The sequence below is a fragment of the Nitrospira sp. SG-bin1 genome, assembly GCA_002083365.1.
Lineage (GTDB): Bacteria > Nitrospirota > Nitrospiria > Nitrospirales > Nitrospiraceae > Nitrospira_D.
Genome location: LVWS01000043.1, coordinates 30,866 through 43,239 on the forward strand (window position 1 = coordinate 30,866; position 12,374 = coordinate 43,239).

A 12,374-nucleotide genomic window follows, 5' to 3' on the forward strand; every position below is an offset into this window, starting at 1 on the left:
TGTGAGCCTGACCGTACCACAGGCATGTCGAAGGACACAACCAGGATGACGTTTTTCGAAGGAGGTCTAGGCAAGAGAGATACTGTGCCTGATAAGGGACGACTCAGCTCTTTATGGCTAATGAGTTTCGAGAAAAAACCGATAAGAGGATACGCACATGAACGAAGCAGCCTATGGACCCGATGAATCTACAGAAAAAGGTGACGGCACTAGCCCAGCAATTGCTTGATGAGGCCCATAGTGACCCCGTGCGAGCCCTGGGGCTCCTGGTTCTTGCGTTGGATGGAGGAGAGCTCCAGTCTCCAGACCATGCCTGGCCTCTGATCATTGAGGTCCGACGTGTTCTGATGCCTGACAACTTCGAAGAATCCACAAAGCCCGTTCAGCATCTTGTCGGAGAAATCTCATGGGAAGGAGGACTTCATTGTCTTCGTTGTGGAAAAGCGTTGGTACGGAATAGACAGAAGGAATGGGAGCCACTTCTGCCAGGATACGTATTTGAGATTGGGGGTCGATTGACCAGTGAACCCTTTGATGAGTACCAAATCTGCACATAGTGGCGTTGCGTTGCCGCAGCCATCCTGAGCGTCCAAGGAGACCGGACGTTTCTAGTTCTGATTCAGACCGATTTCTCAAAACGCGATGCCGGTTCATACATTTCACAAATATACGGAAATAGACTGATTGATTGGTTTTCATCCTTACACATGAAACTTGGAAGGGCAAAGATCTGTCCAAAAATGAATGGCAGATTGCAACCCTGGAAGTGCCCATGAGGCGTACTCTTATTTTTCAATGACTTATTCTTGGAAGTCATGAGGGAAGTAAGGCATCCGGATTGCAGTCCTTTGAAAGTTTTACCTTTTATATGAGTGCCCATGCCAGGGATCCAGTGAGCGCGGATGTAACACCGATACAAGCTCATCGGCGCGCCGATCTGCTAAGGTTGTAGCGTGCGGGCGAACAAAAAATCCCCTTTAAAATCCGATAAAACCCAAGCCCTTCGTGGCCACAAGCGCGGTGTGGTTGGCTACAGCAGGAAGACCGCTCTGCTCGAGGACGCCATCACTCAAATGAACGCCGGGAAGTATGGGCGTTCTTCTACCGCACTGAAAGAATTACTCACGCTTGATCCGAATAACATGGAGGCGCGGAGACTTTTCGCGACCCTCCATCTCCGTCTCGGAAGCCTGATCCCTGCGAGACAAGCTTTTGATTCACTCATCGACGAGGCGTTTCAGCGCCAAGACTACTGGCTCGCAGAATCGTTGCTTCGCGAATATTTGGCTGCCGGCCCGCGATGTGTACCTTACCTCGAAAAACTTGGCGCGCTCTATCAAGAAAAAGGAGACGCCCTCGAAGCCGTGGCCGAGTATGGCAAGGCGGTCGATATCCTGATCGAAGACCCCGACCCCGACAACCCACATCATCCCTCCGAGCTCTACGCGAAAATACGGGAACTTGCTCCTGCGAGTCCGGTCGCCTTTCGGCTGGCTTCCTTTTTTGACTCGCAAACCGGTGAGTTATTAGCCCGTCAGCCGAACGATGCAGAGCAATCGACTATCGCTCCATCAGAAGACATGTCTGAGGGAAGTCACGGTATTCAGGCAGGGTCTGAACCAATGGATGGGGTGATGCCATGGGAAATTCAAGATGCTCGAACCACAGAGTCCGAATCCTTTACAATAGCCAATGTCCCATCATCGGAATCTCCGAACTCGCCTACGTTCACGGATTCTCCTGCACCTCCGGACCAGTCTCTCGATGAAGCGTTGCCGACCTCCAATCCACCCAGGCACGAGTCGATAGCGAGCCACGTAAGTGAAGTCCAAGTTGCCGCATCGGAAGAACCCCTCATCCATGAACGTGAGAGTACACCAGCCGATGCGCGGATGGACGAATCCACCGGACACATTGTTCTTGGAGATGTCTCTCCATCCACTACTCCATCAGAGCCCGCTGCTGAACTTTTCAAGACCCAACCAACGCCAGATCCGGTGATGTCAACGGTGGATCCTTCCGTGGCTCTGCAACAACATATGCTGTTGGCCGAGACCAGATCGGAGCCGTCCGTTGATGTAAACAGCGCGCCAACGGTTTCCGCACTCGTGACGCCTGCCGATGTCCAAGAGCCTCCGGCGAGTTTGGCGCAATCGAATGAAGATGTGAGCCTACTGCCTTCGTCCTGGATTGAAGAGGCGGCGCCGCCCGCATTCAGGATTGCGGAACCCACGACGCACGGAGTAGCAGAGTCAGAAGACAACCCCCCCTTCCAGCTTGCCCGGGCCGAGGCGAATGAGGTGGTTCCACAGGAACCGCTCAGCACGGCTGCTCCATCAAGCCCAGAACCGGTGTCAAATCAGGAGATTTCAGAACCATGGAAACACCCCGGGTTCTCATGGAAATCCGTCTTTGACAGTGCGTGGAAATTCAAAGATGATCCCGCCGCACAGATTGTCCCCGCTGAATTAACGAGGACTCACGTAGAGGAACCGTCTGCTCCCGCCTCCGCGGCATCACCGCTCTGCGAGCAAGTGTCAGACGAGCAAGCCGTTGAGATCACGAAGCACGAAGGATCAATGCCGTTCCAAAACGAAGCCGTTTCTGCGTCTCCAATTGCACCGATGCCATGGGATCAAGTTCAGGAGTCAGTCCTTTCGATCCCTCCGGCGCAAGCGGATTCTCCGATGGCGGAGAATATGAAGTCGGCGGTAGCCCATTCGTCCGATCGACCGGAGCTTGATTCAACCTCAAAGGTTCGTGAAAGCCTGGCACAATCTCCGTCACCACAAGATAGTTCAGCCCCAGACACGGATTCATTTTCGATTGCGAAAACTACACAGACAGCCACCTTTCCTGAACCTGAGATTTCCCCTGTTGGTTCAAAGCAAACGTCTTTTCCGATAGAAAAGCCTCTCACTGTTACAGACCCAGCACAGCAGCTTCCTGCGATGAGCGCTCGCATGATCGATGTGCCAGAGCCGTTGGAAGCTCCCATGGCGGCGATACCTCCGCCGCTCTTGGAGAACCGACCGGTTGCAGGTGATGTGGTGACTCCTCCGAAAGTTCCCTCTCAGAATGTTGGCTCTATTTTAGAAACAAGCAATGATTCTTCCACTGTGATTGTTGAGAACCTGGTTCAGGAGTATCCAGTCGCTCCATCACCATTGACCAGCGAGGTGTCGAGCAGGGAAACGGAAGAGACTCTTCCTCCGTCGTCCACGGCGCGACAAAGGATTTTGGAGTCGCCACCTGACATGACGACAACTCCGCATCTCGCCAAAGAGTCCACCGAGGTGGAGACTCATGAATCGCAACCACAGGCTACCGCGTTTGTTGAGGCGCGAATTCCTACACCTGATCCAGCGCCTGAACAGGATGAATGGGGCAAGGAAGGAGAATCGATTCGATTCATTGAACAGCCTCAAACCTCTTCGGCCGCCCACGTGCATCCGGCGATTTCAGAGCGACAGGAAAACAGTCGGTCCATGTCAGTGGCGGCTGCCGTTGATGTACTCTTTGAGTCGTCCCGAAATGTCCGAGCGACTGAGACGCGAGAACATGTCGCGGAGGTAAAACCCAGCCGAAAATCCAGTTCTGCGCTGAGCCGAGCCCGTATTGCGATAGCCGGATTTGTGAGCACATGCTTTTCGACTACGCGTGCCATTGTAATGACATGTGTAGGACTGGTGATGCTTTCGGTAATCCTCATCGCGCTAGGGATCGGTGCGATCGGACTGACCTGGGTCATCATGGAAGAGTCGCCGTCTCCTGCGTTTCAAAGCCTCACAACTACTCCCCAACAGACACTGTCGGACTTCAAGAAGAACGGATACTTTCTCCTGCTCGGAATTGACGCTCCGTCCGGTCAGGATCCGATACAGGCAGGGCATGATCGGAAATTTGATATTACCGACGGCAACCTGGCGTTGGCTTGTCTTGGAGGTTCCGGGTCGCGATTGGTTGAAGGATCGAATGCATCAGCCAATGTCATGCGAGGGTGGGTCCGCAGTTCAGATCCCGTCGGTGCCTTCAAGTCCCATCAGGAGACCATCAAGGGATGGACCAGCCAGCATCAGTTGATGCTCCATCGGTATGGTCAGTGGCAAAAGCTCTCCTTTGAAGACTGGGGGTATGGCCAACCCGGAAGTCCACCCTGTACCGCGATGGCATTCGCCCATCAACTCCATGTGGCGGATGGGTTTCTGCACAGTGCCGATCTCGGTGTCGATCGACTCGAAACGGACATGGAAGCGTGGCGCATCGTGCTGGCTCAGGCGCGGACTCTGCCGGTTAAAATGCTGGCGTTGCAGGCGATCAATGACGACATCGCTGTCGCCTCGGGGTTGCTCGTACGCTCGGACTTTGAGGGGAGATACTTGGGGTCACTCACCAAAATCCTTCGCCCGCTGGATCAGGTGGAACTTTCTTTGCGCTGGCCCATGCAAAGTGAACTGGTCTCGGCCTCGAAGACCTACGAGACTAGGATGAAAGCCGCGAGAGCCGAAGAACAGTCGGTCTACACCATGGTGGCATCGACTCTACCCTTGCCGATGCAACGGCGGCTCAATGACTATGCGGACTATTACGATGCGTCGAATAAAGCCGCGGCCGAAGGGAAATATAGTTCATTGCCGAAATGGAAAACCTATATCGACTTTCCAGCATCCGGCCTGATGCATTATCTTACGAATCCGATCGAGAATATCATCGGGCTCGAGCCGCTGCCTGCGTGGGATCTGTACAGCGGGTTGGTGGTCGATACCGATGCCCACCTTCGGCTGGCCAGCTTACAGACCTGGCTCAGGCGAGGTTCTGCCGAGGGCGATCTGCTCACACGGATCGCCAAAGCAGGACAGAGTTTCTATGATCCCTACACGGGCCTGCCGATGTTGGTGAACATGAAAAAAGGTGCCCTCTACAGTGTGGGACACGACGGGAAGGATCAAGATGCCGATCCTCAGTCAGATGTGGTGGTAGAGATCCCTGCCGGACAAACGCCTGCTGTTTCCGGGAAATCTTCATCGTCCTCTTCCAAGCTCAGATAAATTCCCCTTACGTCCGTCCGTTCTGAGAACGTTTGCTTGACATCGCTTTGGGGTATTTCACACAATCAACGGGCCGTGGGGAGATGAGGAGTTGTCATGAAGCAGTCACTACGCGTACGTGTTGGCGATCTTTCCATAAAGAAGGGGACGACGTTGCCGACGCCTGTTCCGACACAGATCGTAGCCAATGAGGAGTTTCTCCCGATGGCACAGACGCCCGAGCAGGCCTGTGTCGAACGAGTCACGAGGGAGTTGGTGAACACGGCGGTGGCTCGGCTGGGGACCACGCGCCGGGAGTTTCTCAAAACAACGGGAAGTATGGCGGCTGCGCTGCTTGCCATGAACGACATATTCGGCCGGTTTTTCAGTATCGGCGACATAGAGCTGTTTGAAACGGCGGCATTTGCCGAGCAGCAGGCCGATCCATATTTTATCTTCGACGTGCAGACCCACTATGTCAGTTCCCACTACGATCCGTCCGATACCGAATCCCGTCGGAAGGGTGCCGTTTCCAAACAGGCTCTGTTGTCGTTGAGAAAGCACATTCGAGAGGCAGGACTCAACCCCAAATTGGCAGATGATCGAGGCACCCTCGATGATCTGTCATGGAAGAATTTCGTAAAAGAAGTGTTCTTCGACAGCGAGACGACCCTCGGCTTGATCAGTACGCCGCCCGGGCCTTATCCTCAGGAGGCCGTCGTCCCGCCGAAAGAGATGGCCCACATTCGTGATGAGGTCAATCGGTTGGCCGGGTCGCAACGGATGCTGGCGCACGGTCTCACGACCCCTCAGTTGGGCGCGGCTGATTTAGAATTCATGGCGATGCAGGTTGACACGCTCAAGGTCGACGCATGGAAATGCTACACCGGTTCCTGTCCGAAGGGATTCGATCGAGGTTGGTGGATGGATGATGAGCGCATCGCCTATCCGATGTTGGAGCAGGCGCGAAAGCTCGACGTGAAGCGCATATGTGTGCACAAGGGGCTGCCCCTCGGTCCTGTGCCGGACTATAACCATCCGAGAGATCTGATCAAAGCGGCGAAGGACTTCCCGGATCTCAGTTTTTTGGTGTATCACTCAGGGCTCCGCGGCGTGGCATCGATCGATCAGGTGTTCGCGAAGACCGGTGACATTCCATGGACCACTGAATTCTGCCGGTTGAAAGAAGCGGAGCCGAGCATCTCGAATATCTACATGGAGTTGGGTTCTACCTTCGCGCAGTTGGTGACGACCTATCCGTTGATCTGCGCGCATCTGCTGGGGCGGATTATTCGCGCATTCGGCGTCGATCATGTCCTGTGGGGAACGGATTCCATCTGGTATGGAACGCCGCAATGGCAGATCGAGGCGTTCCGGCGATTCCAGATTCCCGAAGAATTGCTGGAAAAGCATCAGTATCAGCCTTTGACGAGGCGGGTGAAGGAACGAATTTTTGGATTGAATGCAGCCAAGGTGTTTGGAGTCAATGTGGAGGCGAAGCGGCTCGAGGTGCCGAATGATGCCCTCGGTCGGCTCAGAATGAGTTATCTGGAGGAGGGACCGGAGCCAAGTCGAAGAGTGTACGGATGGGTGACCGGATGAGCGGGCAAAAGGTCTGAAGACATACATAGAGGAGAAGTAGGATGAAAAGCGAGATCCTGTATCCCGGTGCATTTCCCATGGTGCGTGTGGAGCTGGCAGAGGGAGAGCATATCAAGGCTGAGTCCGGCGCGATGGTGGCCTGCTCCCCGACCATCGACATCGAAAGCAAAATGGAGGGCGGATTTCTGGGAGCGTTGTCGCGAAAGTTTTTGACAGGAGAAAAGTTCTTCTTCCAGACGCTACGCGCCAGTCGAGGTGCCGGTGAGGTGCTGTTGGCACCTACTGTCCCGGGAGAAATTGTCATTCTGGAGCTCGATGGTGTCAACGAGTATATGGTGCAGAAGGATGGGTTCTTAGCTGGTGCCGATGGAATTACAATCGATAGCCAGATGCAGAGCATGAGCCGTGGATTGCTGGGCGGAGAGGGGTTCTTCATCCTTAAAATGAGCGGGAAAGGGATGCTCGTTCTCAACAGCTTCGGCGCCATTCACAAGATCGAGTTGAGACCCGGTCAGGAATATATCGTGGACAATAGCCATTTGGTTGCGTGGTCCACCACGACCACGTACAACATCGAAAAGGCCACGTCCGGATGGGTCGCCAGCTTCACGTCCGGCGAAGGCTTTGTCTGCCGGTTCCGCGGGCCAGGGATCGTGTTCATTCAGAGCCGCAATCCAGGCGGGTTCGGGGCGTGGGTCCGCCAGTTCATTCCGGTCACAGAATAGCGTCGATTGCCATGGTTGCTGAGAAGGTTTTAGCTCTGGGGATAACTCTCTCGTGCTCCACGGCTGCGCTGTCTGTCGCAGAAATATGAACCGCCGCATGCCACTCGATGACTGATCCCATTCCCAACGCTCTTTGCTTCGGCGACGAACTTCCCGCCAGCGGCATGCCGTGCCTGGTCCATGTCGAAGCCCATGGGCTCACCATTAACTTTACCGTTGAGGCCGGCCGGGGCCAGCCGTCATCCGTGCCGTTTTCAAGTATGAAGGTCTCAGCCGGCGGGCTTGATCATGATCAGCTCGTGCTCGACTGGGTGGGGCCGATGGGCCGGCGAACACTCTATCTGAAACATCCCGATGTGATTCATGCCTTCCGGCAAGCCGCGCCCGATCATCTGACCGTCCCGCTTCAGCGAGCGGTGGAGCAAGTGCGTCGAGTGCGGCACCGGCATCGGATGGTCTGGGGCGTCACGAGCGGGATCGTCCTCGCCTTGGTGCTGGGGCTCTGGTTCGGAAGCGACCTGCTGGTTGAACTCGCGGTGAATCGAATTCCTGTCGAGTGGGAGCAGAAACTAGGCGAATCGGCCTATCGGGACTTTCTTGCGCAGCAAGATGTGGTGAAAGACGGCCCGTCCGTGGCCGCGGTCAAAGAAATGACCCATCGCTTAACCGATCCCATTCCGGAGAACCCCTACACATTCGAGATCACCGTCGTGAAGAGCGATGTGGTGAATGCCTTTGCCTTGCCCGGTGGGTATATCGTCGTGTTCACGGGACTGATGAAAAAAGCGGAAAGCCCGGAAGAGGTGGCGGGCGTACTGGCCCATGAGCTGAACCATGTGCTCCAGCGGCATGGGCTCGAACGAATCGTCAAGCAGCTGGGTCTTGTAACCGTTGTGTCAATCGTGCTTGGAAACCAGCAAGGGCTCGGGGGAATCATGAAGCAGCTCAGCGTGGAATTGATGACGCTGAAGTTCGGCCGAGCGCAGGAAACAGAAGCAGATGTGACCGGTGTTCAGATGCTCCACCGCGCCAAGATCGATCCGTCCGGCATGATCACCTTTTTCCAGCGGTTGGCGGAGAAAGATGGGGGACGAGTCGAGTGGCTTTCCACCCATCCGATGAGCAGCGCGAGAGCGGATCGTCTGAGAGTTGAGCTCGCAGGTATGTCGAAGCAGCATACCGCACCCTTTACATTCGAGTGGGCCAAGGTCCAGACCTCTCTCGGTGCCCCGGCTAGCCCGTGAACCGCTCCGGCACAATCCGCATCGGTGTGATTGCCGATACGCATGGCCTGTTCGACCCGGCAATCATGCGCCATTTCCATGGCGTGAATCATATTGTTCACGCCGGTGATATCGGCGGGCGAGGCGTCATCGAACAACTTGAAACGATTGCTCCCGTGACGGCCGTCTGCGGCAATGTCGATGGGTATGAACGAAGTGGTTTCCCCTTTGAGGCCACGATTGAGTTGGCCGGCTGTGTAATCGCCATTCGTCATGTCGTCTATGAAGGAGGAAAGCTCACGAAAGAAGGACGAGCATTTTTGAATCGCACTCGACCGGACATTTGTATCTTCGGTCATACCCACCAACCGAAGAACGAATGGTTCGGTGACACGCTGCTGTTCAACCCGGGCTCGGCAGGACCAAAGCGATTCAAACTGCCACGAGAGCTGGGACTTATTACAATCCGCGAAAACGAAGTCGGTGCTTCCCATGTCGCACTCGCCGATCGAGCAGAGAAGGTTCACTCCCAAGGCGACACTTCCTGTCTTCAGTCGCATGGCTCCGGACACACGAATGTAAAGACGTGGAAACAGCGCAGGCGTTGACGCCACGCTGTTGGAAGTCGTGACCGTATCAAGCCGATAGGCGCATGGCACGGAAGTCCTCATGGATGCCGCGCGAGTACCGCGGCGGACGCTGATCTGAGCCTTTCCCTTGTGGGGAGAGGTCCCTGGCAGCCAAGCTGGAGGATTCGCCTGTATTGATGTTCACGCCATGACGATTGAGGCATCGATCGTTCAGTAGTTGGATTCGAGGCTGGTCGGTGTCTTGTTGAGCACGGTGGCGGCAGCTTGCGAGAGTGCGGCGTCGTGATGGTGGTCGAGAGAATAGATTCGAAATTGGATGAGTCTCGTGGGGAGAAGATCCAAGAACTCTTCCAGCGGTTCGGAAGAGACTTGGCCGGTCCCGGGATCGTACACATAGAGTGGATTTCCCCGGCGGTCCTTGGGGTCTGGGCGTGGATCCAGTAAGGCCATGTCCACGCGAAACGGCAGCCGCCTTAGGCCGGAAGGCAGTTCTTTGGCGATCAGCTGCTCAAAGTGACGATGGCTGGGAAATGTCATGCCGCGCTCTTGTCCTTTTTCTTTCAGCGTCGTGCTGTACGCCATTTTCCACTTGACGTCCCGGCCCAAGATCCGTGCCCACTCCTGTCCTAGTTGTCTGCGAGCTTTGTGTCGGGATTGTTTCCATTCGCGGACTTCTTCCAAGAGCGACCAATCGGTCAGGATACGGTACCGGTCCATGTTCTTGCGCGGATCCTCGGGGCAGAGCAGCTTCATTGTCTGACCGAAGATATCCCGCAGATGGATATCAATCGCTCTGGTGGTTCGATGAAAATAGACATTGGAGTAGAGATACATCCTGGTGTTCAGAAACATTTGAAGGGACGGAAGCCCTGTTTTGTGAATCGTGAACCCTTTCTCCGTCACGATCGTATAATGTATCAATCTCGTCAGATCCACCGGACCGACCGCCACGCCGCACATATACGAGTCCCTTAAAACATAGTCCAGGTTGTCTCCCGTGTAACTGCCTGAGATGACAGGCTGAAGCATGTTCAACCAGCGAGGCAGGCGGGAATTGTCCTTACCCTTCTCCTTGAGAATCAGGTGGGCGATCTGGTCGGGATTCAGTTCCTCCCCTTTCGCGAAGGGGCCGGAGGGACTTCGTCGGATCTTCCTGATGAGAGGGGCCAGATGTTCACGGATGATGATTTGCCCCAACCGTTCATGGGTGAGCCCATGGGCATGGAGAAAATTGTCATCGAAGAAATGGCAAAAGGGTCCGTGCCCGATATCGTGCACCAAGGCCGTCACCCGTAAGAATGCTTCGACAAAGTTGGCCGAGGGCACGTCTTTGACGGCTTTCTTGAGAAAGGGATACAGATGTCGGGCGAATCGCCCCGCCACGTGCATCGTTCCCAAAGAATGGACGAACCGGGTATGTTCAGCCGAGGGATAGACCCAGCGGGCGCTCTGCAGCTGGTAGATGTATCGCAGCCGCTGAACCCATGGAGAATCGATCAAGTCTTTCTCGGTATGCTCGTGAGGATCGGGGTTCGCGAACGGAACGGTAAAGGTGACGTACTTATGGATGGGATCGGCAATAAGCGCAGAGCCATCATACGGAGCGTCGGGCCGGTCTACTGATTCCATGGGTAACGGACATCTTAGCCCACCCGGTCCGAAGGCGGCAACGGTTCAGTCGTGGAAGCACCGGCCGCATGGCGGTATTTCGTGATGAGAAAGTAGGCAGCCGGGTATGATACTGCCGCTCCGAGTACACTGAGAATCAGTCCTCCGAGCATAAATGGACCGGCGTAGGGGAGAACCTGCTCATAGATGCCGTTGAAACTCAGATCATGCCAATCGAACGTTGGTGCATCGGTGCGTCCTAATAGCAAGGCGCCCGTCCAATAGGTCGCACCTAAGATAGGAATGAGCGTCCAAGGATTGTTGATCAGCGCTCCGGTCAACAAGGCTAAAAAGTTAAGACCGAAGAGCCAGGTACACAAGGCCACCATGGCCGTATGAAGACCATAGGTCGGCGAGAAGGCGATGAAGACGCCCAGCGCAAACGCCAGCGCGGTGCGATGCGGTGACTCTTGTAAATGGAGGACTTGGCGCAGAAGCGCTCGGAATGATCGGTTCCCCCGAGCTGAGTTCTGGTGAGCCATATCAGGACTTCAGCGGAAGTGCTCGTAACTGGTGACTGGCATAGGCCGGGCCTGACCCTCGGATGTCATTTGAATGCCGAACCGATGCGGGCGAATCGTTCCGATGTGCGTCATGCGGTAACCTCGTGCTCGTGCTTGCCGATCAATCTTATCGCAGTTGTGCGGCGATGCAGTGAACAGAAGCTCATAGTCTTCACCGCCGGCTAGTGCGAGCCGAATCGGCGAGACTCCGATCGCCCGTGCATAGGCTCGGCAGGCCGGTGAGATCGGGATCTTTCCGAGCTCAACCTCGGCGCCGACCTTGCTTTCATCGCAGAGATGCCGAAGATCTCCGGAGAGGCCGTCGGACAGATCGATGGCGGCGGAGGCAAGTCGTCGATCGTTCAGCCACTGGCCTTCCGCCACTCTCGCAGCGGGGTGGGTGTGTCGGCGGATGAGAAATTGCCGATGGGAGCGCGAAAATTCGGTTTTCTGCTTTCCCCGGCGGAGAGAGGAGGAGGTGCTGCTCATCAAAAGCTGAAGACCCGCCAGGGAGTCACCCAACGTACCCGAGACATAGATGCGATCTCCCGCTTTGGCCCCGTGGCGAAAAAGCGCCCGACGTTCGTTCGTTGTGCCGACCAAGGTGATGCTGAGAAAGAGTCCGGCCTTGGAGGCCGAGGTATCTCCACCGATGAGCGCCACATCATAGGGGCGGCAGGCCTTCATCAAACCGCGGTACAGCACATAGATATACGACTGCTTGAATGTTCTTGGGATGGCAAGCGAAACGAGCAGATAGCGAGGGACGGCGCCCATTGCCGCGATATCGCTGAGATTCGCCATGGCCGCCCGGTATCCGACGGATTCAGGGGGAGTCGATTTCAGGTCAAAGTGGACCCCTTCGGCAAGCAAATCCGTTGTGAAATGCCACCAGGCCTGGGAAGCGGTCTCAATGACGGCTGCATCATCGCCGATGCCCTGAACGAGACCCGGTGCGCGATGGGCAAATCGGTCTGCGAGCGATCGGATGAGCGCAAATTCATGGATGGAGGCGTCGGCCTGACGACGGGCCACG

General features: G+C 55.6%; 9 protein-coding genes. 6 read left to right on the forward strand and 3 right to left on the reverse strand.

Translation table 11 applies throughout. The annotated features are described in order from the left end of the window. Positions 1-173: 173 nt before the first annotated feature. The 6 genes from A4E19_08600 to A4E19_08625 all read left to right on the forward strand — a co-directional run bounded on the left by A4E19_08600 (position 174) and on the right by A4E19_08625 (position 9,185). Positions 174-557: a hypothetical protein gene (locus A4E19_08600; protein ID OQW30802.1), complete on the forward strand. Its 384-nt coding sequence runs from the start codon at positions 174-176 to the stop codon at positions 555-557. A gap of 516 nt (positions 558-1,073) precedes the next feature. After that, complete coding sequence (locus tag A4E19_08605) at positions 1,074-5,048, forward strand: hypothetical protein (GenBank protein OQW30803.1); 3,975 nt, start codon at positions 1,074-1,076, stop codon at positions 5,046-5,048. 96 nt (positions 5,049-5,144) lie between these two features. After that, complete coding sequence (locus A4E19_08610; protein ID OQW30804.1) at positions 5,145-6,629, forward strand: hypothetical protein; 1,485 nt, start codon at positions 5,145-5,147, stop codon at positions 6,627-6,629. A 41-nt stretch (positions 6,630-6,670) separates the two neighbouring features. Continuing rightward, the gene (locus A4E19_08615; protein OQW30805.1) at positions 6,671-7,354 is read left to right on the forward strand and encodes a TIGR00266 family protein; all 684 of its coding nucleotides are present in this window, start codon (positions 6,671-6,673) and stop codon (positions 7,352-7,354) included. A gap of 107 nt (positions 7,355-7,461) precedes the next feature. Further along, complete coding sequence (locus tag A4E19_08620) at positions 7,462-8,598, forward strand: hypothetical protein (GenBank protein OQW30806.1); 1,137 nt, start codon at positions 7,462-7,464, stop codon at positions 8,596-8,598. After that, positions 8,595-9,185 carry a hypothetical protein gene (locus tag A4E19_08625; GenBank protein OQW30807.1) on the forward strand — a complete coding sequence of 197 codons (591 nt, stop codon included), beginning with the start codon at positions 8,595-8,597 and terminating at the stop codon, positions 9,183-9,185. Before A4E19_08620 ends, A4E19_08625 begins: the two co-directional genes overlap by 4 nt. Before the next feature lie 192 nt (positions 9,186-9,377). Here A4E19_08625 and A4E19_08630 read toward each other — a convergent pair whose 3' ends face one another. Genes A4E19_08630 through A4E19_08640 form a run of 3 tightly spaced genes read right to left on the reverse strand, consistent with a single transcriptional unit; the run spans position 9,378 to position 12,373 of the window. Beyond that, the gene (locus tag A4E19_08630; protein OQW30808.1) at positions 9,378-10,796 is read right to left on the reverse strand and encodes a hypothetical protein; all 1,419 of its coding nucleotides are present in this window, start codon (positions 10,794-10,796) and stop codon (positions 9,378-9,380) included. A 14-nt stretch (positions 10,797-10,810) separates the two neighbouring features. After that, a complete protein-coding gene (locus A4E19_08635) occupies positions 10,811-11,317 on the reverse strand; it encodes a hypothetical protein (GenBank protein ID OQW30809.1) in 507 nt (168 codons plus the stop codon). Positions 11,318-11,326: 9 nt separating this feature from the next. Beyond that, positions 11,327-12,373, reverse strand: a complete 1,047-nt coding sequence (locus A4E19_08640) for a hypothetical protein (GenBank protein ID OQW30810.1) — start codon at positions 12,371-12,373, stop codon at positions 11,327-11,329. Position 12,374: the final 1 nt, after the last annotated feature.

What these genes read in the sequence shown, in the direction of transcription:
- A4E19_08615 (OQW30805.1), top strand. Translation starts at nt 6,671, where the DNA reads ATGAAAAGCGAGATCCTGTATCCCGGTGCATTTCCCATGGTGCGTGTG.
- A4E19_08610 (OQW30804.1), top strand. Translation starts at nt 5,145, where the DNA reads ATGAAGCAGTCACTACGCGTACGTGTTGGCGATCTTTCCATAAAGAAG.
- A4E19_08630 (OQW30808.1), bottom strand. Translation starts at nt 10,796, where the DNA reads ATGGAATCAGTAGACCGGCCCGACGCTCCGTATGATGGCTCTGCGCTT.
- A4E19_08620 (OQW30806.1), top strand. Translation starts at nt 7,462, where the DNA reads ATGACTGATCCCATTCCCAACGCTCTTTGCTTCGGCGACGAACTTCCC.
- A4E19_08605 (OQW30803.1), top strand. Translation starts at nt 1,074, where the DNA reads ATGAACGCCGGGAAGTATGGGCGTTCTTCTACCGCACTGAAAGAATTA.
- A4E19_08635 (OQW30809.1), bottom strand. Translation starts at nt 11,317, where the DNA reads ATGGCTCACCAGAACTCAGCTCGGGGGAACCGATCATTCCGAGCGCTT.
- A4E19_08600 (OQW30802.1), top strand. Translation starts at nt 174, where the DNA reads ATGGACCCGATGAATCTACAGAAAAAGGTGACGGCACTAGCCCAGCAA.